Annotated in this window: 20 protein-coding genes and 1 pseudogene; 8 read left to right on the forward strand and 13 right to left on the reverse strand. The window is 73.0% G+C overall.

Annotated elements, in window-relative coordinates:
- Positions 1–63: 63 nt before the first annotated feature.
- Positions 64–470, reverse strand: a pseudogene (locus ACZ4WQ_RS24860) (peptidoglycan recognition protein family protein); the annotation flags it as partial.
- Positions 471–651: 181 nt separating this feature from the next.
- On the opposite strand from ACZ4WQ_RS24860, the gene ACZ4WQ_RS24865 reads away from it, so the two are divergent.
- Positions 652–924: a hypothetical protein gene (locus tag ACZ4WQ_RS24865; RefSeq protein WP_358847412.1), complete on the forward strand. Its 273-nt coding sequence runs from the start codon at positions 652–654 to the stop codon at positions 922–924.
- Positions 925–937: 13 nt separating this feature from the next.
- Here ACZ4WQ_RS24865 and ACZ4WQ_RS24870 read toward each other — a convergent pair whose 3' ends face one another.
- Positions 938–2,182 (reverse strand): RNA-guided endonuclease InsQ/TnpB family protein, encoded by a 1,245-nt coding sequence (locus ACZ4WQ_RS24870; protein WP_468022425.1) that lies wholly within the window; start codon positions 2,180–2,182, stop codon positions 938–940.
- 28 nt (positions 2,183–2,210) lie between these two features.
- Here ACZ4WQ_RS24870 and tnpA point away from each other — a divergent pair, with 28 nt between their 5' ends.
- Positions 2,211–2,627: an IS200/IS605 family transposase gene (gene tnpA / locus ACZ4WQ_RS24875; protein WP_361191808.1), complete on the forward strand. Its 417-nt coding sequence runs from the start codon at positions 2,211–2,213 to the stop codon at positions 2,625–2,627.
- 563 nt (positions 2,628–3,190) lie between these two features.
- Here tnpA and ACZ4WQ_RS24880 read toward each other — a convergent pair.
- Both ACZ4WQ_RS24880 and ACZ4WQ_RS24885 read right to left on the reverse strand, forming a co-directional pair.
- Positions 3,191–4,051, reverse strand: coding sequence for a 3-hydroxybutyryl-CoA dehydrogenase (locus tag ACZ4WQ_RS24880; RefSeq protein WP_468022414.1), 861 nt, complete (start codon positions 4,049–4,051; stop codon positions 3,191–3,193).
- A gap of 171 nt (positions 4,052–4,222) precedes the next feature.
- A complete protein-coding gene (locus ACZ4WQ_RS24885) occupies positions 4,223–6,520 on the reverse strand; it encodes a WD40/YVTN/BNR-like repeat-containing protein (RefSeq protein ID WP_468022426.1) in 2,298 nt (765 codons plus the stop codon).
- Between the two features lie 315 nt (positions 6,521–6,835).
- Between ACZ4WQ_RS24885 and ACZ4WQ_RS24890 the strand changes: the two genes are divergently transcribed.
- The gene (locus tag ACZ4WQ_RS24890) at positions 6,836–8,086 is read left to right on the forward strand and encodes a glycoside hydrolase family 10-like protein (RefSeq protein ID WP_468022415.1); all 1,251 of its coding nucleotides are present in this window, start codon (positions 6,836–6,838) and stop codon (positions 8,084–8,086) included.
- A gap of 20 nt (positions 8,087–8,106) precedes the next feature.
- Here ACZ4WQ_RS24890 and ACZ4WQ_RS24895 read toward each other — a convergent pair whose 3' ends face one another.
- Both ACZ4WQ_RS24895 and ACZ4WQ_RS24900 read right to left on the reverse strand, forming a co-directional pair.
- Positions 8,107–8,313 (reverse strand): DUF1918 domain-containing protein, encoded by a 207-nt coding sequence (locus tag ACZ4WQ_RS24895; RefSeq protein WP_014175108.1) that lies wholly within the window; start codon positions 8,311–8,313, stop codon positions 8,107–8,109.
- A gap of 54 nt (positions 8,314–8,367) precedes the next feature.
- Positions 8,368–9,495: a DMT family transporter gene (locus ACZ4WQ_RS24900; protein WP_468022416.1), complete on the reverse strand. Its 1,128-nt coding sequence runs from the start codon at positions 9,493–9,495 to the stop codon at positions 8,368–8,370.
- Between ACZ4WQ_RS24900 and ACZ4WQ_RS24905 the strand changes: the two genes are divergently transcribed.
- Entirely contained in the window at positions 9,494–10,945 is a 1,452-nt protein-coding gene (locus ACZ4WQ_RS24905) for an aminotransferase-like domain-containing protein (protein ID WP_468022417.1), read from the forward strand. The two genes, ACZ4WQ_RS24900 and ACZ4WQ_RS24905, sit on opposite strands and share 2 nt — an antisense overlap.
- A gap of 69 nt (positions 10,946–11,014) precedes the next feature.
- The gene (locus tag ACZ4WQ_RS24910; protein WP_398377546.1) at positions 11,015–11,479 is read left to right on the forward strand and encodes a GNAT family N-acetyltransferase; all 465 of its coding nucleotides are present in this window, start codon (positions 11,015–11,017) and stop codon (positions 11,477–11,479) included.
- 21 nt (positions 11,480–11,500) lie between these two features.
- On the opposite strand, the gene ACZ4WQ_RS24915 is transcribed toward ACZ4WQ_RS24910, so the two are convergent.
- Together ACZ4WQ_RS24915 and ACZ4WQ_RS24920 are read right to left on the reverse strand one after the other, a co-directional pair.
- Positions 11,501–12,760, reverse strand: coding sequence for a cation:proton antiporter (locus ACZ4WQ_RS24915; RefSeq protein WP_311725704.1), 1,260 nt, complete (start codon positions 12,758–12,760; stop codon positions 11,501–11,503).
- 3 nt (positions 12,761–12,763) lie between these two features.
- A complete protein-coding gene (locus tag ACZ4WQ_RS24920) occupies positions 12,764–13,255 on the reverse strand; it encodes a cation:proton antiporter regulatory subunit (protein ID WP_311725705.1) in 492 nt (163 codons plus the stop codon).
- A gap of 351 nt (positions 13,256–13,606) precedes the next feature.
- Between ACZ4WQ_RS24920 and ACZ4WQ_RS24925 the strand changes: the two genes are divergently transcribed.
- Complete coding sequence (locus ACZ4WQ_RS24925; protein WP_311725706.1) at positions 13,607–14,209, forward strand: superoxide dismutase; 603 nt, start codon at positions 13,607–13,609, stop codon at positions 14,207–14,209.
- 73 nt (positions 14,210–14,282) lie between these two features.
- Here the strand turns inward: ACZ4WQ_RS24925 and ACZ4WQ_RS24930 are convergent, their stop codons facing one another.
- From ACZ4WQ_RS24930 to ACZ4WQ_RS24950, 5 genes are all read right to left on the reverse strand, one after another.
- Positions 14,283–14,783 carry a copper chaperone PCu(A)C gene (locus tag ACZ4WQ_RS24930; RefSeq protein WP_398377547.1) on the reverse strand — a complete coding sequence of 167 codons (501 nt, stop codon included), beginning with the start codon at positions 14,781–14,783 and terminating at the stop codon, positions 14,283–14,285.
- 8 nt (positions 14,784–14,791) lie between these two features.
- Positions 14,792–16,144: an HAD-IC family P-type ATPase gene (locus ACZ4WQ_RS24935; protein ID WP_398377549.1), complete on the reverse strand. Its 1,353-nt coding sequence runs from the start codon at positions 16,142–16,144 to the stop codon at positions 14,792–14,794.
- Positions 16,141–16,413, reverse strand: coding sequence for a hypothetical protein (locus ACZ4WQ_RS24940; protein WP_385345518.1), 273 nt, complete (start codon positions 16,411–16,413; stop codon positions 16,141–16,143). Before ACZ4WQ_RS24940 ends, ACZ4WQ_RS24935 begins: the two co-directional genes overlap by 4 nt.
- A gap of 159 nt (positions 16,414–16,572) precedes the next feature.
- Positions 16,573–17,184 carry a DJ-1/PfpI family protein gene (locus tag ACZ4WQ_RS24945; protein ID WP_311725709.1) on the reverse strand — a complete coding sequence of 204 codons (612 nt, stop codon included), beginning with the start codon at positions 17,182–17,184 and terminating at the stop codon, positions 16,573–16,575.
- On the reverse strand, positions 17,181–18,152 hold the full coding sequence (locus ACZ4WQ_RS24950; protein WP_398377551.1) for a GlxA family transcriptional regulator: 972 nt from the start codon (positions 18,150–18,152) through the stop codon (positions 17,181–17,183). Before ACZ4WQ_RS24950 ends, ACZ4WQ_RS24945 begins: the two co-directional genes overlap by 4 nt.
- 129 nt (positions 18,153–18,281) lie before the next feature.
- Here ACZ4WQ_RS24950 and ACZ4WQ_RS24955 point away from each other — a divergent pair, with 129 nt between their 5' ends.
- A complete protein-coding gene (locus tag ACZ4WQ_RS24955) occupies positions 18,282–18,863 on the forward strand; it encodes a histidine phosphatase family protein (RefSeq protein ID WP_398377553.1) in 582 nt (193 codons plus the stop codon).
- Between the two features lie 153 nt (positions 18,864–19,016).
- Positions 19,017–21,005 carry an FUSC family protein gene (locus ACZ4WQ_RS24960; protein ID WP_398377555.1) on the forward strand — a complete coding sequence of 663 codons (1,989 nt, stop codon included), beginning with the start codon at positions 19,017–19,019 and terminating at the stop codon, positions 21,003–21,005.
- Positions 21,006–21,103: the final 98 nt, after the last annotated feature.

The raw sequence follows: 21,103 nt of genomic DNA on the forward strand, positions 1-21,103 counted from the left end.
GCGTACTGCCCTGTACTCGGGATTCCCTCGACGATGCCACGACGGCGTGACTCGACTCGCCGTACCGTCACCGAGGTTGATGCACTCGAACCCGTAGAAGTGCCGGTTTCCGTCGGTGCCATCGGCGTGGCCCCTTTTTCGGCGCGGGCGGCCGGTCCCCGTAGTCCTCGGCGACGACCCGGGTGAGCACGGCCGGATCCCCGCCGCCCGCATGGTTTGTGCGCCCGTACCCGACCAGATGGACGACGCCATCCTTGTCGATGACGCCATGGCGCAGCGGTCCGGGCAGCGAGCTGTAGCCGTTGCGGCAGTTGTCGACCGAGGTCTTCGTGCCGGACGTGACGGTGTGGTGGATCATCACCCCGTTCACCGGACGCCAAGGGCCCTTGCTGTTCCGGTTATGAGTGCGCCAAGAGCCGACCCGCCTTGAGGTCGGAGAGCAGCGCGGCAGCGGACAGGGGTGTAGCGATACGGAAACTCCTGGATATGAAGAACGCCCCGGCCGGCGGGCGCGGGGCGGGCGATGCGGAGGTAGCTGCGGCCGGTCCTGCCGGGTGCGTGACCACGTCCGGTGATCGAGATGCACCGTGGACGCGAGAAGCGAACGATGGATCGTAGAGATGCGCGAGTCGATCAAAGAAGGTGACAGTGATGCGGAACCCGATTGCGCGCGCGCTGGCCACCGGTGCTGCCGCAGCCATGCTGGCCAGTGGAGGGGCCGCGGCCTTGACAGGTACCGCCTTCGCGACGCCCTCCGCCTCGGTGACGCACTCCCATGCGGCAGCCAGTGACGACACGCCCAGCCCGAGCCCGGGATACAAACACTGCGTGACCATCGGGGCGCACCACGAGACGATCCCCATCAACGGCAAGAACCACAAGGTTTGGATCGGGTCACACAAGATGTGCTGGGAGAAGTATTGACGTGCTCCCTGGCCTAAAGTCCAGGGATTCCGGCCTGGGTCGTCTGACCCTTCCGGAGGCTTCCTGCTTCAACGCGCTGTGCGGGCACGTGTGCCCGTCTTACCGGCGCTCCACAGGCGTTTAACGTCTCCGCCCGTCCGGCGGCGACGATACGGCGTCCCTCGAAGAGGACGTTGCGGGCCGCGTTGTGGTCACGGTCGTGCACGGTGCCGCATTTCCTGCACGTCCACTCGCGGACGTGCAGGGGCTTGGGGCCGTCCCGGAATCCGCAGGCCGAGCAGACCTGAGAGGACGGGAAAGCCCGGTCCACCTTGGCAAAGGTGCGGCCGTGCTTGATTGCCTTGTACTCCAGCATGCCGACGAACGCGGACCATCCCGCGTCGTGCACGGACTTGGCGAGCCGGGTGCGGCCGAGGCCGGACACCGCGAGGTCCTCCACATACACCGCTTGGTTGTCGCGAATGATCTGCGTGGATGCCTTGTGGTGGAAGTCCCGACGCCGGTCGGCGACCTTGGCGTGCTGGCGTGCGACCTTGATGCGGGCCTTGGCCCGGTTCTTCGATCCCCTGGCCTTGCGGGACAGCTCCCGCTGAAGGCGCTTGAGTTTCTTCTCCGCCCGGCGCAGGAAGCGGGGACTTTCGATCTTCCGCCCGTCGGACAGGACCGCGAAGGCCGACAGACCGAGGTCGATACCGGCGTCGGTCTCCACTTCCGGAAGGATGTCCGGCTCGGTTTCCACCACGAAGCTCAGGAAGTACCGGCCGCAGCTGTCCTTGGTGACGGTCAGGGACGTGGGCGCAGCCGGAAGCCGACGGGACCACGTGACCTTGAGGCTGCCGACCTTGGCCACGTACACGGTGCCATCGTCCTGGAGGGAGAAGGCGTTGGTGTTGAGACGGATCGACTGCCGGGTGTCCTTCTTCGACTTGTAGCGGGGAGGGCCGACCTTGCGGCCGGGCCGCTTGCCCTTGACCGAGTCGAAGAAGTTCTTGTAGGCGGTGTCCAGGTCCCGAAGGGACTGTTGCAGGACGACCGCCGACACGTCGGCGAGCCAGGCGCGTTCCCCGGTGCGCTTGGCCTGAGTGATGCGAAGCCGGGACAACTCCGCCGACTTCACGTACGGCAGCCCCGCCGCGTGCGCTTCCTTGCGGTCGCGCAGGCAGTCGTTCCACACCACGCGGGCGCACCCGAACGCACTCGCCAGCGCACGGCGCTGGGTGGCATCCGGGTAGGCCCGATAGTTGTAGCGGAGCTGCACACCCACCACCCTAAATGCGATTGATCTCATGGATGGGCAGAACGACTACAGGCGTGGAAGACACGTAGTTTCGGCGATGCATGTGCACTTGGTCTTTGTGACGAAGTACCGGCGTGGGATGTTCACAGACGAGATGCTGACACGCTGCGAGGAGATCACGCGCAAGGTGTGCGAGGACTTCGAGGCGGAGCTGAAGGAGTTCAACGGCGAACGCGATCATGTCCACCTCCTGGTGCACTACCCACCCAAGGTCGCCGTCTCAAAGCTGGTCAACAGCCTCAAGGGCGTCTCCGCCCGCCGGATACGGCAGGAGTTCACCGGCCGGATCAACCGCGCCATCATGCACGGGCACCTGTGGTCGCCCTCGTACTTCTCCGCGTCGTGCGGCGGAGCACCGCTGGCGATCGTCCGCCAGTACATCGAGCAGCAAAAACGTCCGCTCTGAGGTATACGTCAGAGCAGTCTTGAGATGCATTCATCCCCGGCGTGAACACCGGGGCTTTCTGCAAGAGACCCGGTAACCGCCTGGGGGCGTCGGGCGGCACGTACTTTCCTGCGGCGTCCAGCTGGGTGCGGATCCACCGCCGCCAGGTGCGCGGTCATCGCGTTACTCGCCGCCCCGGCCGGGTCCGCCCCGACGTTCGCGGCGGTCAGCGGCACCTCACCCGTCGCCGGGCGAGCACCTCGAAGGTGACGGTGGAGCCGCTGGCATGTGAGGAGTTCGCGCCCCTCGCGCTGCCGGTGGCTGCTCAGTCGGTGGAACTCCTCGTTCAGGGGGCGTGCTTCGGCGGCACGTGGGTGGTCTGTGCCCGCATGCCGCCGGCGGTGCCGCTCCTCGGTGAGATCCGCTGTGGCGAGCGGGATACGTGAACTCCCACCGAAACCCCCTGAGAACTCCCTGGCGGCATGAACGATCACTCGGGGCCGCTATCCGACTCGCGGACAGCGGCCCTTGCTGATGCCCGTCGGGACCTTCCGGTGATCGCTCAGCGTAGGTATTAGCGCGGGTCAGACGTACTCGTAGAAGCCCGATCCCGTCTTGCGGCCCAGCCGGCCGGCGTCGACCATGCGCAGCAGCAGCGGCGGCGGGGCGTACAGGGGCTCCTTGTACTCGCCGTACATCGAGTCGGCGATCGCCGCGATCGTGTCCAGGCCGATCAGGTCGGAGAGCTTGAGCGGGCCCATGGGGTGGGCGCAGCCGAGTTCCATGCCGTTGTCGATGTCCTCGCGGCTCGCGATGCCGGACTCGAACATGCGGATGGCGGAGAGCAGGTAGGGGATCAGCAGGGCGTTGACGACGAAGCCGGAGCGGTCCTGGGCGCGGATGGCGTGTTTGCCGAGGACGTCGTGGACCAGGGCCTCGGCGCGCTTGATGGTCTGGTCACCGGTGGTGAGCGCGGGGATCAGCTCGACCAGCTGCTGGACCGGGGCCGGGTTGAAGAAGTGGATGCCGATGACCTGGTCGGGGCGGGAGGTGGCGACGGCCAGCTTGACCAGGGGGATGGAGGAGGTGTTCGAGGCCAGGATGGCGTCGGGGCGGGTCACGACCTGGTCGAGGACCTGGAAGATCTCGGTCTTGATCTGCTCGTTCTCCACGACCGCCTCGATGACGAGATCGCGGTCGGAGAACTCGCCGAGGTCGGTGGTGAAGCTCAGCCGCGCCAGCGTCGCGTCGCGCTCCGCCTCGGTGATCTTGCCGCGCTCGGCGGCCTTGCCGAGGGAGTTGGTCAGCCGGGTGCGGCCCAGCTCCAGGGCCTCACCGGTGGTCTCCGCGACCTTGACGTCCAGGCCGGCACGGGCGCACACCTCCGCGATGCCCGCGCCCATCTGGCCGCAGCCCACCACTCCGACGCGTTGGATGTCGGTCACCTCGTGCCCTTCCGCTGATCAGTAGGTCGTCCCAGACGTTACCTGCCGGTCGGGTCCGAGGGGTGGGCCGGGGGCCGGAACCTTGTGGTCCGGACCCCGGCCCGGGATCTCAAGTGGGCGGGCGGCGGGCCCCGTTGGGGCGGTCGGGGGCCGTGGTCGGCGGCCTCTCGGTTACGCGGAGTCGCCGCGCAGGATGCCGCGCCCGTTCGTGCTCACGTACACCCGCCCGTAGACCCTGGGGTCGCCGGTGATCGCGGCGCCGGTCCAGGCGTATTGGTGTGTGTTGTCGTTGATCCGTACCCAGCTCGCCCCGGCGTCGGTGGAGCGGAAGATCCCGCGGACGCCGCCGATCTTGGCGCTGGTGTAGAGCGTCTGGTACGTGGCGCCGGTTGCGGCCTTGCCGAAGCCGATGTTGTCGGCCTGCTGGACGCCGGACAGCTTGGTGAAGGTGGCGCCCGAGTCGGTGGAGTGCCACAGCCCGTACGTACCGCTCGCGCTGCCGCCCGCGAGCCAGATGTCGCCCTCCGTGCCCGGCAGGGCCTTGAAGCGTACGGGGCCGTCGGTGGGCAGCCCGGTGGCGGCCTTGGCGGTGAAGGTGGCGCCGCCGTCGGTGCTCACATAGAACGTGCCGGACTTGAAGCCGTAGTACTTCTTCGGGTTCTTGCGGTCCGACTCGACGACCGCCCCGGCCGGGATGCCGCTGGAGGCCGTCCAGGAGTTGCCGAAGCCGGCGGTGTAGTAGACGGCGGAGGTGCCGTCGGGGCTCCAGACGAAGCCGCTGCCGTCGGCCGCCGCGGCCACCGTGCCGCCGCCGGTGACCCCGGACGGTTCGCTGCCCTGCCACCAGTTCGCGCCGTTGTCGGTCGAGAAGGCGATTCGGGGCGCGGCGTCGTTGTTGCCGACCCGCACCACCGTGTTCGGGTTGGTCTCGGCGTAGTCCAGGCTGGTGGTCGTGGTGAAGCTGGGCGAGGCGAACATCTTGGTGGGCACCGCGTCGAGGTCGGTGTGGCGGAAGCCGCCGATGTCGCCCAGGGCGCTGAGCAGCGGGGCGCCGGACGGCGGGCTGGCCAGGTCGTTGACCGCGGTCTCCTCCAGGCCCCTGACCATCGGCGTGATCTTGATCTGGCCGCCGGAGTCCCAGGACGAGAGGTTCTCGGTGCCGTAGACCGTGGCGCCGGTGCCGTACATCATCCGGTTGGAGTCGAACGGGTCGATCTCCAGCGCCTCGGTCATCCAGCCCAGCTTGGGCGTGACCTCGGGCGGGGACGGGTTCGTGCCGAAGGTCAGCCAGGGCACGGACGAGACGTCCTGGGTGTAGCGGAAGGAGCGGTTGGGGTAGCTGGTGAAGTCCCAGGCGCGGGTCCAGGTGGCGCCGGAGTCGGTGGAGCGGAAGATCTGGGTGTCCGGCCACCAGGAGCTGTAGCCGGTCACCATCAGCGTGCCGGGCTTCTGCCGGTCCACCGTCAGCCCGCTGTAGCCGAAGTAGGTGTCGGCGTCCGCCATCGGGCTGATGTTCTTCCACTCGCCGGTGGCCGTGGCGTACCGCCACACCTGGCCCTTCTCCCCGTCGTAGGGGCCGCCCTTGTCACTGGTGGTGATGTAGAGGTAGCCGTTCTTGGAGTCGAGGACGCCCTTGTGGGAGAGGTAGCCGGTCGGCTGTCCGTCCACCCGCGACCAGGTGGCGCCGGCGTCGGTCGAGCGGTAGACGGTGTTCTGCTTGTCGGCCACGCCCACGTAGATGGTCTTGGTCGCGGTGCCCGACGAGCCCGTGCGCTCGTCGAAGGTCACCCACACCACGCCCTGGTTGTCGCTCAGATAGCCGCTGGAGTCGCTCGGGTCCTGGGCGTAGTTGCCCGCGTTGGGGAAGGCCGTCACCTTCGACCAGGTGGCGCCGGAGTCGGTGGAGCGCCACAGGCCGTTGCCGCTCGGCGCGCCGAAGTACAGCACGCTGTTCTTGTTGGGGTCGACCGCCAGGCGCTCGCCCATGCCGCGGCCGGGCATATTGCCGCCGACCTTGAAGGGGAGGGTGGTGGACTGCCAGGTGGCGCCCCGGTCGGAGGAGCGCAGAATCGCGCCGTTGGTCGGGTCCCAGCTGTTGGTGTACGTCCCGACGGCCGCGTACACCTTGTTCGGCTCGACCGGGTCGCTGGCCAGGCTCGACACTCCGGTCCAGCCCCAGCGGTCCCAGTCCACCCAGTCCAGCAGCGGCACCCACTGCTTGCCGGTCTGGTCCCAGCGGTACGCCCCGCCGATGTCGGTGCGGGCGTAGGCGAGGTTCTTCTCCTTGCGGTTGAAGACGATGCCGGGGACGAAGCCGCCCCCGTCGACGCGGACGTTCTTCCAGGTGGCGGCGGCCAGCCCGGCGGCGGGGCGGCTCGGGGCGCGGTCGCTCGCGGCGCGGTCGGGGTGGGCGGCGGCGGGGGCGGCGGCCGCGGTGAGTAATCCGCCGACGAGCGCCAGCGCGGCCATGAGCGCGCCGAGTGGTCTTCTCCTGCCATGAAAGCGCACGGGAACTTCCTCTCCGGGCATCCGCCGCGGGCCGCGGCGGTACGGGGGCGGGTGTCTGTGCCGGTCTGTCCGTATCCGGGTTTGGGAGCGCTCCCATGTGTGCGTACCACCGATGCTAGCGGCCGGATGACCGGGCGAGAAGAGTGGAGTCAAGAGGGCGTGGCGGTGAAGAGTCGAGTGGTCCGGAAGGGTGGGAAGGATTGCCGTGTGCCCGTAAGACCCGCATCATCGGCGGGAGTTAGCCACGATCAACAGGCGAGCGAGCGAGGAGCGAGGATGGGGCAGATCACGCGCAGGGGACTGACGGTCGCGGCCGCCGGAGCGCTGGCCGCGACCGTCACGACGGGTTCGACGGCGGCGTACGGGCGTGAGGAGGCGCGGGGGAGCGGCGGACACCTCACGCGTCAGTTCCGCGGGATGTGGCTGGCCAGCGTCGCCAACCGGGACTGGCCCTCCAGGCCGGGCCTGACCGCCGCCGAGCAGCGCGCCGAGCTGCTCGCCTTCCTGGACACCGCGGTCGAGCGGCGGCTGAACGCGGTGGTCTTCCAGGTCCGGCCGACCGCCGACGCGCTGTGGCCCTCCCGGTACGAGCCGTGGGCCGAGTATCTGACGGGCGTCCAGGGCCGCGACCCGGGCTGGGACCCGCTGGGCACCGCCGTGCGCGAGGCCCACCGCCGGGGCCTGGAGCTGCACGCCTGGTTCAATCCGTACCGCGTCGCCAACCACACCGACCCCACCCGGCTGATCCCCACCCACCCCGCGCGGCTGCACCCGGAGTGGGTGGTGCCCTACGGCGGCAAGCTCTACTACAACCCCGGCCTGCCGGAGGTCCGCCGCTTCGTCCAGGACGCGATGCTGGACGCGGTGGCGCGCTACGACATCGACGGCGTCCACTGGGACGACTACTTCTACCCCTATCCGGTGGCGGGCCAGGTCTTCGACGACGACGCGGCGTACGAACGCCACGGCGCGGGGTTCCCGGACCGGGCCGCCTGGCGGCGGGACAACATCGACCGGCTGGTGCGCGAGACCGCCGGGCGGATCAAGCGGCTGGACCGGCGGGTGCGGTTCGGGATCAGCCCCTTCGCCGTCTGGCGCAACCAGGCCACCGACCCGCTGGGCTCCGACACCCGGGCCGGGGTGCAGACCTACGACGACCTGTACGCGGACACGCGCAGGTGGGTCCGCGAGGAGTGGATCGACTACATCGTCCCGCAGGTGTACTGGAACATCGGCTTCGCCGCCGCCGACTACGCCAAGCTGGTGCCCTGGTGGGCGGAGGTGGTGCGGGGCACCGATGTGCACCTGTACATCGGCGAGGCGCTCTACAAGGCGGGGGACCCGGCGCAGCCCGCGCCCTGGCAGGACCCGGCGGAGCTGTCCCGGCACCTCACCTTCGACCGGGACTATCCGCAGGTGCGGGGCAACGTCTACTTCTCCGCCAAGGAAGTGGCCGCCGACCGCAACGGCGCCATGGCGCGCGTGGTCGCCGACCACTACCCGTATCGCGTGCGTCCGCCCCGCTGAGCTGAGCAGCCCGGGCCATGCTACGGCCGCGGGCGCCCGGTGGGCAGGTGACGCACGACCGAATCCGGGCCGGGGGACACGAGGCACTCGTGGCCGTCGTCCTCGTAGCGGACGCGGTACGGCGGGGTCCCGTGGTCCCCGAGTACCTCGATGATCTCCGCGGTCCGGTCGTGAATTCCGACAACCCTGCCGTGTACCAGCAGCTTGTCGCCTACGGTCGCCTCCATGCGCGTGACCTCCTGTCCGGTGCCCCGGAGGGTGTTGCGGTCCCTGAGGCCAGTTTATGGCCGCTCCTCCCGGTTTGCGCCCGTCGACGCCCGCTGCGTCACGGCGATGCACACCAGGACGGCCACGGCGGCCACGGGGGCGGCCCAGGTGAGGTGTTCGCCCAGGAGGAGCACGGACCACACCAGGGTGAGCAGGGGCTGGGCCAGCTGGAGTTGGCTGGCCCTGGCCACGCCGATGGCGGCCATCCCGCGGTACCAGACCACGAGACCCAGGAACTGGGAGCCCAGGGCCAGCCACAGCACCCCGGCGACGGCGTGCGCCCCGAGGTGCACGGGCTCGGTGGCCAGGGCGGCCGCCGCGCCCGGCACCGACAGCGGCAGACAGGCCACCAGCGCCCAGCCGATCACCTGCCAGCCCGGCATATGGGCCGTCAGCCGGGCGCCCTCCCCGTAGCCCGCCGCGCACACCAGCAGCGCGCCGAACAGATACAGATCCCCGGCGGTCGGCGCGCCGCCGCTCTGCTGGAGCGCGAAGGCGACGATCACCGCCGCGCCGATCAGGGCCGCAATCCAGAACACACGGGTGGGCCTGGCTCCTTTTTTTGGGTTTGGTTCGCCTCCGGGGCGCCTCAGCCCCTGTCGACGGTCGACCGTGCTCGGCCCCTCGTTCCTCAGGGCCTGCGCGCGCTCTCCCTTTCGACAGCGGCGCGCCCCTTCGGCGGTGCGCACCGCCGCGTAGGCGGCCGTGGTCAGCGGCAGCAGGCCCACGACCACGGCGGCGTGCGAGGTGGTGGAGGTCCGCAGCGCGAGGGTGGACAGCAGGGGGAAGCCGATGACGACGCCCCCGGCGACCACCAGCAGCCCTGGCCAGTGGCGCCGGGCGGGCGGCGGGACGCGCAGGGCGGCCAGCGCGCCGCCCGCGACCAGCCCGGCCAGGGCGAGCCGGCAGGCGACCAGCGACCAGGGGCCCAGGCCCTCGAGACCCCAGGCGGTGGCGGGGAAGGTCAGGGAGAACGCGGCCACGCCCAGCGCGGCCATGACGGTGCCGAGGACGCCCCCGCGGTGGACGGGGGACGGAGCGGGGCGGGGACGGCCGAGCGGCGGCCGGGCGGCGGGGCGCGGCTCGGCGCCACCGCTCACCGCTATCGTCTCGCTCGCAATAGCGCTATCTTGGGCTCTCATGCAAGAGCGTAGCAGTGTCGCGGAACTGGCCGGAATCCTCCGCACGGAGCTGAACCGCTACTCTCCGGGTGAGAAGCTGCCGTCCAGCCGGGCCCTGGTGGACCGCTACCGGGTGAGCCCGGTGACCGTCTCCCGGGCGCTCGCCGCGCTGCGCGCCGAGGGGCTCGTCGTCACCCGCCCCGGCGCCGGGGCCTTCCGGGCCGCCCGGCCGTGCGCGGCCGAGGCGCCGCGCCCCGGCGACACCTCCTGGCAGGAGGTGGCCCTCAGCGTCGAGACGTCCGGCGAGTCGGTCCCGCGCTCCGTCGACGCCTCCGGGGTGCTGATGACCCTGGCCGTCCCGCCGCCCGGCGCACTCGAACTGCACGGCGGCTATCTGCACCCCTCGCTCCAGCCGGAGCGGGCGCTGGCCGCCGCCCTCGCCCGCGCCGGGCGGCGGCCCGGCGCCTGGGACCGCCCGCCGATCGACGGGCTGAGCGAGCTGCGCGCGTGGTTCGCCGCCGAGATCGGCGGCCGGGCCGGGGCCCTCGCCCCCTCCGAGGTGCTGATCACCGCGGGCGGCCAGAGCGCGCTGACCACCGCGCTGCGCGCCCTCGCGCCCCCCGGCGCGCCCGTACTCGTGGAGTCGCCCACCTACCCCGGGGCGCTCGCCGCCGCCCGCGCCTTCGGGCTGCGGCCGGTCCCGGTCCCCGTGGACGCCGACGGGGTCCGCACCGATCTGCTCGAACAGGCGCTGCGCGCGACCGGGGCGCGCGTCTTCCTCTGCCAGCCCCTCTTCCAGAACCCGACCGGCGCGGTGCTCTCCGCCGAGCGGCGGCGCGAGGTGCTGCGGGTCGCCCGGGAGGCGGGCGCGTTCGTGATCGAGGACGACTTCGCGCGCCGCCTCGCCCACGAGGACGCGGGGCCGCTGCCCGCGACCCTCGCCGCCGACGACCCCGACGGAGTCGTCGTCCACGTCTGCTCGCTCACCAAGGTCACCTCGGCCAGCCTGCGGGTGGGCGCGCTCGCCGCCCGCGGCCCGGCGCTGGAGCGGCTGCGCGCCATCCAGGTCGTCGACAGCTTCTTCGTGCCGCGCCCGCTCCAGGAGGCCGCGCTCGAACTCGTCGGCTCGCCCGCCTGGCCCCGCCATCTGCGCACCGTCGCCGCCGAGCTGCGCGCCCGCCGCGAGGCGCTGGCCACGGGCGTGCGGCGGGACCTCCCCGAACTCGCCCTGCGCCATGTCCCGCCCGGCGGCTTCCACCTGTGGCTGCGGCTGCCCGACGGGGCCGACGAGGCCGCGCTGACGGCCGCGGCCCTGCGCGCCGGGGTGTCCGTCGCGCCCGGCCGCCCGTACTTCTGCGCCGAGCCGCCGGCCCCGCACCTGCGGCTGGGCTTCGCCTCGGCGGCGGGCGCCGGCGAGCTGGCGGAGGGGCTGCGCCGGCTGCGCCTCGCCTGCGACGAGGTGCTGGGGTGACGGCACGCAGGATCTTCCACGTGCCGAAAACCCCTCGACGCGGCCCCCTTGACCTGCGAGTCTCCCGCCATGAGTGACACGAACGGCCGGCCGGTGCCGGACGGCTACGAGATATCCAGCGACCCCGCCCGCCTCGACCCGGCCCGGATCCACCGCTGGCTGTCCACCGACGCGTACTGGGCGCTGGGCCGCACCCGCGAGAAGCAGGACCTGGCCATCGCCGGCTCGCTCAACTTCGGCGCGTACGAGACCGCTTCGGGCACCCAGGTCGCGTACGCCCGGGTCATCACCGACCACGCCACCTTCGCCTGGCTGTGCGATGTCTACGTGGACCGGTCCGCGCGCGGGACGGGCCTCGGCACCGCGCTGGTCACGGCCGTCCGTGACCACCTGGAGCCCTTCGGGCTGCGGCGCATCCTGCTCGCCACGTTCGACGCCCACGGCGTCTACGAGAAGATCGGCTTCTCGCTCCTGGACGACCCGGAGCACTGGATGACCCTGCGCTTCCCCGGCGCCGAGGCGCCGGGGAGGTGACGCGGCCGGGCCGCGGGCAGGTCAGTGGCCGTGCTGGTCCACGGACTCCCGCGGCTCCGCCGCCTCCTGCGGCCGCTCGGCGGCCTCGGCCGCCTCGGCGAGGGCGGCCGGTTCGGCGGGCTTGCGGCGGCCGGTCAGCCGCATGGCGAGCGGCTGGGTGTAGCGGGCGGTGAGCGGGCCGAGGATCACCAGGATCAGCACATAGGCCGTGGCCAGCGGCCCCAGCTCCGGCTCGATGCCCGCCGTGACGGCGAGTCCGGCGATGACGATGGAGAACTCGCCGCGCGCGACCAGGGTGCCGCCCGCTCGCCAGCGGCCCTTGACGGAGATCCCGGCGCGCTTCGCCGCCCAGTAGCCGGTGGCGATCTTCGTACCCGCGGTGACGACGGCCAGCGCGAGGGCCGGCAGCAGCACCGGCGGAATGCTCGCCGGGTCGGTGTGCAGACCGAAGAAGACGAAGAACACGGCCGCGAACAGGTCCCGCAGCGGGCTGAGCAGGTTGTGCGTGCCCTCGGCCACCTCGCCGGACAGCGCGATGCCCACCAGGAACGCCCCGACGGCCGCCGACACCTGGAGCTGCTGGGCGATCCCGGCGACCAGCAGGGTCAGGCCCAGCACCACCAGCAGCAGCTTCTCCGGGTCGTCGCTGGAGACGAAGCGCGAGATGACCCGGCCGTAGCGCACGGCGACGAACAGCACCAGACCGGCCACGCCGAGCGCGATGGCCAGGGTGACGCTGCCCGCCGCCAGGCTCACGCCCGCCAGCAGGGCGGTGATGATCGGCAGATAGACGGCCATCGCCAGGTCTTCGAGGACCAGGATGGACAGGATGACCGGGGTCTCGCGGTTGCCCAGGCGCCCCAGGTCGCCCAGGACCTTGGCGATGACGCCGGACGAGGAGATCCAGGTGACCCCGGCCAGCACCACCGCGGCCACCGGGCCCCAGCCCATCAGCAGCGCCATGGCGGCGCCGGGCAGGGCGTTGAGCGTGGCGTCGACCAGTCCGGCCGGGTACTGGGTCTTGAGGTTGCTGACCAGGTCACTGGCGGTGTACTCGAGCCCGAGCATGAGCAGCAGCAGGATCACGCCGATCTCGGCGCCGATCGCCACGAACTCCTCACTCGCGCCCAGCGGCAGCAGACCGCCTTCGCCGAAGGCGAGCCCGGCCAGCAGATAGAGGGGGATGGGGGAGAACTGAAGGCGTCCGGCCAGCCGGCCCAGCAGGCCCAGGCCCAGGATGACCGCCCCGAACTCGATCAGGAAAAGAGCGGAGGAATGCATCGATCACTCCCGCCCAAGTATCGTCGCGGCCGTCTCCACGCCTTCGCGGGTGCCGATCACGATCAGGGTGTCGCCGCCGGCCAGCCGGAAGTCCGGCGCCGGGGAGGGGATCGCCTCCGCGCGGCGCAGCACCGCGACGATCGAGGCGCCGGTCTCGGTCCGCATCCGCGTCTCGCCCAGCACCCGCCCGTTCCAGTGCGAGACCGACGACAGCTCGACCCGCTCGGCCACCAGGCCCAGCTCGGTCGTGGACAGCAGCGCGGGGCTGTGGTGCGACGGCATCAGCGCGCCGATGAGGGACTCCGTCTCCTTGGCCGTGAGCCGCACGGACAGCGCGCACTCGTCAGGGTCGTCCTCGCGATACGCGCTCACTGTCCGCCCGCCGTCGCGATGCGCGACCACCGACATGCGTTGGTGTTCTCGCGTGGTCAGGTCGTAACGGACACCGATTCCGGGCAACGGCGTACTGCTGATCCGCGGAGCTCCCACGGCCATCCTTCCGTCGTGTGTGCCACTTGGCGGTGGACGCACGGCGGCTGGTTTTGGCCGGTGACGTCCCCCGTACACCCTATCGAACGGCAAAGACTTGGTAATGAGCGGGGCGGGAGGGGGGTGGTTGTGCACGGAGCCGGCCGGGTACCGGCGGTCGCCGGGCGAGAAGACGATCACCCCTCGGAAGGACGCGCCCGGATGGCTACGGGCGTCGATCGCGAAGGCTGACGGGCCGGCCCCGCACGCCTTCATGCTCCTGCATATCTGTAGTTGTTGCAACTAAGTCGCAATAAGGCTCTAGGGTGGGTCCCGGCACGATCACTCACCGTCGAAAGCCGAAAGGGGCTGTGCCTGATGGGCACGTACTCGCTTCCCGACCTGCCGTACGACTACGCCGCGCTGGAGCCGGCCATCACCGGTCAGATCCTCGAGCTGCACCACGCCAAGCACCACGCGGCCTACGTCAAGGGCGCCAACGACACCCTGGAGCAGCTCGCCGAGGCGCGGGACAAGGAGCAGTTCGGCGGCCTGGTCGGGCTGGAGAAGACCTTCGCGTTCAACCTCTCCGGACACGTCCTGCACTCGATCTTCTGGCAGAACCTGTCCCGGGACGGCGGCGACCGCCCCGACGGAGCGCTCGGCGACGCCATCGACGAACACCTCGGCGGCTTCGAGGCGTTCAAGAAGCAGCTCACCACCGCCACCACCACGGTCCAGGGCTCCGGCTGGGGCGTGCTCGCCTGGGAGCCGCTGGGCAAGCGCCTGATCGTCGAGCAGGTCTACGACCATCACGGCAACGTCGGCCAGGGCGCGGTGCCGCTGCTGGTGTTCGACGCCTGGGAACACGCCTACTACCTCCAGTACAAGAACGTCCGCCCGGACTACGTCACCAAGCTCTGGGACCTCGTCAACTGGGAGGACGTGGCGGCCCGTTACGCCGCCGCCAGGGGCGTCTGAACGGGACTCCGGACGGGCGCCGCGACTCCCGGGCGTACGCGGCGCGGCCGCTCGCCGCGCCCTGACACCTGCTTCAGTCGCCGAGTCGCACCACGCGGGCCGTGGCCGTGACCCGGCCGCTGTCGCGGAACCGCAACACGAACGGCAGCTCCTCGCCCAGCCGCAGCGGCGTGGAAACCTTGACCATCGCCTTGAGGCCGCCCGCCGACATGGTCAGCCCGGAGCGGGCGGGGACGGCCGCCGTGTCGACCATGGCCATGGACTCCGTGGCGCCCCTGCGCACCGTCCGGGAGAGCATGGCGCGGCCGGTGACCGGGGAGGTCACGGACACCAGCCGGTCCTCGGCGCCCCCGGCGTTGCGCACCCGGAAGAAGGCCACCGTGAACTCGTTGCCGGCGTACGGCAGCCAGACGCGGCCGTCGGTGATCCGGAGCCGGGCCGGCGAACCGGCCGCGCCGGTGGCGGTCCAGGCCGTCAGCCCGCCGAGGGCGACGGCGCTCGCCACCAGCGGCGCCAGCGCGCCGCGGACGGCGCCGGCCAGGCGGCGACGGGTGGGCGAAAGCACGGGGCGCATGACGTTCCTCATGATGGGGTGAGCCTTCGGGCGGCCGGGGCCGGGCGCGGGCCGGTGGCGTACGCGCCGAGGCCGTCGGCGACGGCGAGCAGAACACCGGCCGCCATCGCCACGACGGCGCCCGACGGGTTGAGCCAACCGGCGGCGGCGGGCGCCAGGGCGACCACCTGGCAGCCCGGCACCCAGACCAGCTGGGCGCGGAGGACGTACCCGGTGCGCCGCGCGAGACGGATCGCGTCGACGACGGCCTCGACGTCCCCGCGCGTCAGCGTCATGTCGGCCGCCCCGACGGCCACCGGGTCGCCATCCCCCAGGGCGATGCCCAGGTCGGCCTCGGCCAGCGCCGCCGCGTCCTCGGCGCCCTCGCCCACCACCGCCACCCGGTGTCCCCGCTCCCGCAACTCCCGCACCAGGACGGCCTTGTCGCGCGGCCCGACACCGGATTGCGCCTCGGCGATGCCCAACCGGTCGGCGGCGGCCCGGGCCGCCTCCTCCTGCTCCCCGGTGACCAGCACCGGCCGCAGCCCGAGCCGCTTCAGATGGCGCACCGCCCGGTAATCGCCGGGCCGCCGCACGGTGTTCAGCACGACGGTGTCGACGGCGCGCAGCGCCTCCAAGGCCCGCGGCCGACGGACCCGAACGCCGATCCGGGCGCCGCGCAGGGCGGCGGACAGCAGCGTCGCCGGGACCGCCGCCAACAGCGAGCAGGGGGCGGCCACCACCAGCACCGCCACGGCGGCGGCCACCGCGGCCCGTGGCTCGGCGCCCGCCCCGAGCCAGAAGCCCGGCACCGTCACGGCCACGGCCGCCACCATCGGCACACAGGCCCGGGCCATCGCGTCGGCCGGGAGCGGAGCCGAGGCGGCGGTACGGCGCCCGGCCCTGGCCTCCAGACAGCGCCCGGCGAGGGCACACAGCACGACCCCGGCCACCGCGTCCGGACACGGGCGTGCCGCGCCGACTCCGGCGGTGGCCGTCGGGTCGAAGGGCAGCCGTGCCCCGGGCTCCCCGGCCCCGCCCAGGAACAGGGCGTACGCCGACCAGACGAACGACGCGACGACGGCGAGCGACACCAAAGTGTCCGAGGCGACCGTCGGCTCTCGCAGCGCCCGCTGATGGAACGGCCAGGCGCCCCACACCGCCAGCGGCGCGGCGAGTACGAAGCACAGCCACTGCCAGTTGCGGAACTGCGCGCCCGGCACCACGGAGAGCACCAGCACGGGCAGCGCCAGCACCGCGGCGACCAGCAGCCGCCGGCGCTCCGGCGCCGCCATGTCGGCCGCCACGTCCTCAGGGCCCGGGCGCTGCGGCGGCATCGCGAGCCCGGCCGACGGCGCCACCTGCGGGGCCGCGGCGGTCACCGCCCGCCACCCGGCCGCGCGGCCATGCCGTGCATCCCGCCGCCGCCATCCCCGCCCTCGTCTCCGCCCCCGCCCCCGTCCCCCGGGGCGGTCCCGGACGGGCTCGACGGGCGCATCCACGGGGCGACCGGCCCGGCCGCCGCCCCCACCGCGTAGGAGGCCGCGAACAGCAGCCCGAGCAGCACCAGGAAGCCCAGCAGCGCGGGAGGCGGCGCGAGGCGCCGCACGGCGACACGCCTTTCGGGGGACGGGGGATGGTGGTCCGTCATCATCACTCCTGCGAGAGCACATGGCCTGGTCGGCCGCCGTCATGCTGGCACGCCGGAACACCGTGCGGACGCCGTGGCACGGGGGCGGGGCGCGTGAGGTTTCTCCCGGTGCGGCGCGGGAACCAGGCACCCGCGCCGGCCGACTACGTCAGGAGGTGTTCAGACAGAAGACCCCAGCGGCTCGTCGGCGAGGTAGGGCGGCGCCGGCTCGTACTGGATGTACCGGCGGACCGCGCGCGCGTGGTCCCGGCCGTGCAGGCGGCCGACCAGCCACAGCGCCATGTCGATCCCGGCCGAGACACCCTGGCTGGTGACCAGGTCGCCGTCGACCACATAGCGGGCGTCGCGCACCACCGTGACCTCGCCGCGGGCCTCCAGAGCGTCCTCGAAAGCGTGGTGGGTGGCCACCCGGCGACCGCGCGCCGGGCCCGCCTCGTGCAGCAGCAGCGCCCCGGTGCAGACGCCGGTGGTCCACTCGGTGTGCGCGGAGGTCTTGCGGATCCAGTCGATGACCGCCGGGTTGGACACCTCGCGGCGGGTGCCCATGCCCCCGGGCACCAGCAGGACGTCCAGCGGCGGATGGTCGTCCAGCGTGTGGTCCGGCAGCACCCGCATGCCCTTGTTGCAGCGGACGGCGCCGGGCCGTTCGGCGATGAGCAGCGCGGTGTCGGCGTGGTCGCGCAGCATCGACGAGGCGGTGAACACCTCCCAGGGGCCGACGAAGTCGAGCTCCTCGGCCCCCTCGAACACCAGCAGTCCGTAGGTGGTCATGTGTACTCCCTCGTGGATCGGAAACGGTCCCGGTAGTCGGACGGGGCGACGCCGACATGGCGGTGAAAGGCGCGGCGCAGGGTCTCTGCGGTGCCGAAGCCGCACCGCCGGGCGATGGCCTCGACGGGGTCGCCGCCCTCGACGAGCGCGCGCTGCGCCGCCTCGACCCGCACCCGCTCCACATAGACCGCGGGCGGCACGCCGAGCTCGGCGGCGAACCTGCGCTGGAGATGGCGTGTGCTCAGCCCGGCACACCCCGCCAGATCCGCGACGGTGTGCCGGGCGCCCGGGTCGGCGTGGATCGCCGACACCGCGGCGCCGATCGAGTCGGTGGCCGGCTGCGCCGACCACAGCCCCACGCCGAACTGGGACTGGCTGCCGGGGCGGCGCAGGAACAACACCAGCTCCCGGGCCACGGTGTGGGCCGTCTTCCGCCCCAGATCCGCCTCCACCAGCGCGAGCGCCAGATCCATCCCGGCGGTCACGCCCGCCGAGGTCCACACCTTCCCGTCCCGGACGAAGATGGGATCGCAGTCGACCCGCACCCCGGGGTGTTCCCGGGCCAGTTGCTCCGCGCGGCCCCAGTGGGTGGTGACCCGCCGCCCGTCCACGAGCCCGGCGGCGGCCAGCAGGAACACCCCGCTGCACACCGAGGCGACCCGCCGGGCGCCGGCCGCGGCCGACGCGATCCAGCCGGTCAGCGCCGGATCGTGGCGGGCCCGGTCCACCCCGCGGCCGCCCGCCACCACCAGCGTGTCGATCCCGCCGGGGTCGAGATCGGCCACCCCGTGCGCCGCGTGCACCGGCAGGCCGCCGGACGACCGCACGGGGCCCGGGAGGGGCGCCACGATCCGGCAGGAGTAGCCGCCCGCGAGGCGGTCGGCGTGCTGGAACACCTCCAGCGGACCGGCCAGGTCGAGCGACTGGAACCCCTCGTAGATCACGAAGACGACGTGTCGCTGGTTCACCCTTCCACCCTGCGGTCTGTCCCGGATGGCGGCAAGGACACACACCCCACACATCGCGCCACCCATTCCCACACGGCGGAACGGGCTTCGGCAGCCGCCACCATGATCCATGCCGCCTACCATGCCCGGATGAACTTCCGGCTCACGCTGATCGCCTCCGCCCGCAGTTCCTCCCGGCTCGCCGAGCGTTTCGACGACGACCGGCCGCTCGACCCGGCGGGCTGGCGCGAGGTCGAGCGCGTGGCGCCCTCGCTGCTTCCGCTGGCCGCCGCTGAGCTGCGCTACTGCTCTCCGTCGGCCCGCAGCCGGGAGACCGGCGACATCCTCGGTTTCATGCCGCTCTCCCAAACCTCCCTGCGCGACTGCGACATGGGCAACTGGCGCGGCCGGACCCTGGAGGAGGTGAAGGAGCGCGAGCCCGAGGCGGTCGACGCCTGGCTCGCCGACCCGGGCAGCGCGCCGCACGGGGGCGAGTCGCTGTCGGCGTTCATCAACCGCGTGGGCAGATGGCTGGACAACCGGCCCGCCGGATTCGACGACCGGATGCTCGCCGTCGCCGACGCGGGTGTGATCCGCGCCGCGGTGACCCACGCGATGAAGGCGCCGCCGCACTGCTACTGGAACGTCGATGTGCTCCCGCTGTCCACCGTCACGCTGATCGGCGGGGCCGGGCGGTGGCGGCTGTGCGTGGACCGCGAAGCGCAGTTGTAAGGCCCGCCCAGCGGTCTGCACAGCGGTCCACACAGCGGTCTACACAGTGGAAACGCAGCGGTTACGGAATGTCGGCATCGGTCGCGTACGTTCGAGGGGACGTGTCCTCGACGACGAGGGAAGCCCCCCCGCCCGACCGCCCGGAGGACACCGTTGCGCACCCCGCACACCTCGCCCGCACTGCCCCGCTGGCTCACCCACCCGCTGCCCGGCGCTCGCGGGCTGCGCGGGCCCGTGCCCTGGGCGGCGGTGGCGCGCGGCGCGCTCGGCGTGGGGCCCGTGCTGGCGGCCGGAGTGGCCGCGGGGCAGACCTCCGCCGGGGTGACCGCGGGCCTCGGCGCGATGTTCGCGCACATCAACGACCGGCCCGCCACCCGCGCCACCCGCCTGGTGCGCATCGGCCTGCCCGCCCTGGCCGGGGCCGTGGGCATGCTCACCGGGGCATGGCTGGGCACGCTGGGGCTCGGCACCTGGATCGCGCTCGCACTCGCGGCGGTCGGCCTGGTGTCCGGCGCGATCAGCGCGATCGGGCCGGTGTGCTCCTCGGCCGGGGTCCAGCTGATGGTGGTGTGCGTGGTCGGCACGGGCATGCCCGCCCCCGAATCCCCGCCCGCCCGGGCCGGGCTGCTGCTCGCCGGCGCCGCGTGGGTGCTGGCCATGGCGTGGCTGCTGCCGCTGCTCGCCCCCCTTCGGGGTTCGGTTCGCCCGGCGGCGGGCCTGCCCGACGAGCGGGTCGCGGTGGCCGCCGTCTACGACGCGCTCGCCGACCTGATGGCGGCGGTCGGCACCGAGCGCGGCCATGCGGCCCGGCGCCGGCTGACCGCCGCGTACGACGCCGCCTACGAATCGCTCTACGCACACCGTGTCCCGCTCCACCGCCCCGACGCCGGCCGGCGCCGGCTGCGCGATCTGCTGGCGGTGGCCGGGGCGTTGAGCGAGACGGCGGTGACCCTGCTGTGGGAGGGCGAGCCGCTGCCCGCCCGGGTGGCGCGGACCCCCGCGCTGCTGGCCCGCTCGGTGCGCACCGGCCGGCCGCCGGGCCCGCTCCCCGCGCCCGCGCCGCACACCGCCGGCGGCCTCGCCGCGCACCGCGCGGTGCTGCTGGCCGCCCGTGTCTTCGACGGCGAACCGGCCCCGGCCGTCGGCGCGGTCGGCCCCGGCCCCCGGCAGCGGCTGCGCCGGGCGCTCGGCCCGGCGGGCCGGGAGTACGCGGCCCGGGTGGGGCTGTGCGTGGGCGTCGCCACCGCGCTGGCCCGGTCGCTGCCGGGCGAACACTGGTACTGGCTCCCCGCCACCGCCGCCTTCCTGGTCAAGCCGGACATGGGCCCGCTGGTGTCGCGGGCCGTGAGCCGCGCGTTCGGCACCGCCGTCGGCGTGGCCGTCTTCGGCGGGCTCGCCGCGCTGCTCGGCCCGCTCGCGGGGGCGGACGGGGTGTGGCCGGTGGCCGTCGCCGCGGTGTGCTCGGCGCTGATCCCGGTGTCCGTACGCCACTTCGCGCTCCAGACGGCGGTGCTCACGCCACTGCTGCTGTCCCTGGTGTACCTCGGCGGCGACCGCGGCGCGGGGTACGCGCGGCTCACGGACACGCTGCTGGCCTGCGCGGTGGTGCTGGCGGCGGGCGCGCTGCCCGGCCTCGGCGGCCCGCGCGCCCAGGTGTCCGTACGGCTGTCGCTCGCGGTCCGCGCCACCCGCGACCACCTGGACCGGGTGCTGGATGCCGACGCGCCGTACGCGGTACGGCTGCGGCTGCGTCGCGAGGCGTACCGCGCGCTGGCGGACGCCCGGCGCGCGGTGGAGGTGGCGGGCGCCGAACACCCGCCGTTCGGGCGCGACCTGGCGGCGTGGGCCCCGGTGGTGGCCGCGCTCGAGGAGATCGTGGACGCGACGACGGCGTGCGGGGTCCGGCTGGACCACGGCGCGCCGCGCCCGGAGCCGGCCCTCGCGGACGGGCTGCGGGCCGCCCTGTCGGACCTGGCCGACGCGGTCGCCGCCCGTCGCCCGTCGGCCGATCTCCCGCTGCCCGCCGGACCGTTGGTCACCGTCCCCCGGCTACCGCTGGGCGGCGTCCCCTGCGCGACCCTCGCCGACGTCACCGCGGGCCTGCACCGCGCCCGGCAACTCGCCGGTTCCGCTAGGCCCTGATCTCTGCGGGCCCGCGACGCCTGGCACGCGCCCTCGCGCTGCGTTGTCGGGCCCGCGAGGGCGGCCCTCCGCCTTGCGATCGCACGCGCCCCCGGCTA

This window comes from Streptomyces sp. NPDC028305, from assembly GCF_055569495.1.

Excerpts from the sequence above, each read along its gene's own strand:
- ACZ4WQ_RS24900 (WP_468022416.1), bottom strand. The coding sequence starts at position 9,495 with ATGAGAGCCCAAGATAGCGCTATTGCGAGCGAGACGATAGCGGTGAGC.
- ACZ4WQ_RS24940 (WP_385345518.1), bottom strand. The coding sequence starts at position 16,413 with ATGACGGACCACCATCCCCCGTCCCCCGAAAGGCGTGTCGCCGTGCGG.
- ACZ4WQ_RS24885 (WP_468022426.1), bottom strand. The coding sequence starts at position 6,520 with ATGGCCGCGCTGGCGCTCGTCGGCGGATTACTCACCGCGGCCGCCGCC.
- ACZ4WQ_RS24945 (WP_311725709.1), bottom strand. The coding sequence starts at position 17,184 with ATGACCACCTACGGACTGCTGGTGTTCGAGGGGGCCGAGGAGCTCGAC.
- ACZ4WQ_RS24915 (WP_311725704.1), bottom strand. The coding sequence starts at position 12,760 with ATGCATTCCTCCGCTCTTTTCCTGATCGAGTTCGGGGCGGTCATCCTG.
- ACZ4WQ_RS24890 (WP_468022415.1), top strand. The coding sequence starts at position 6,836 with ATGGGGCAGATCACGCGCAGGGGACTGACGGTCGCGGCCGCCGGAGCG.
- ACZ4WQ_RS24910 (WP_398377546.1), top strand. The coding sequence starts at position 11,015 with ATGAGTGACACGAACGGCCGGCCGGTGCCGGACGGCTACGAGATATCC.
- ACZ4WQ_RS24895 (WP_014175108.1), bottom strand. The coding sequence starts at position 8,313 with ATGGAGGCGACCGTAGGCGACAAGCTGCTGGTACACGGCAGGGTTGTC.
- ACZ4WQ_RS24905 (WP_468022417.1), top strand. The coding sequence starts at position 9,494 with ATGCAAGAGCGTAGCAGTGTCGCGGAACTGGCCGGAATCCTCCGCACG.
- ACZ4WQ_RS24920 (WP_311725705.1), bottom strand. The coding sequence starts at position 13,255 with ATGGCCGTGGGAGCTCCGCGGATCAGCAGTACGCCGTTGCCCGGAATC.
- ACZ4WQ_RS24865 (WP_358847412.1), top strand. The coding sequence starts at position 652 with ATGCGGAACCCGATTGCGCGCGCGCTGGCCACCGGTGCTGCCGCAGCC.
- ACZ4WQ_RS24925 (WP_311725706.1), top strand. The coding sequence starts at position 13,607 with ATGGGCACGTACTCGCTTCCCGACCTGCCGTACGACTACGCCGCGCTG.
- ACZ4WQ_RS24955 (WP_398377553.1), top strand. The coding sequence starts at position 18,282 with ATGAACTTCCGGCTCACGCTGATCGCCTCCGCCCGCAGTTCCTCCCGG.
- ACZ4WQ_RS24930 (WP_398377547.1), bottom strand. The coding sequence starts at position 14,783 with ATGCGCCCCGTGCTTTCGCCCACCCGTCGCCGCCTGGCCGGCGCCGTC.
- tnpA (WP_361191808.1), top strand. The coding sequence starts at position 2,211 with ATGGATGGGCAGAACGACTACAGGCGTGGAAGACACGTAGTTTCGGCG.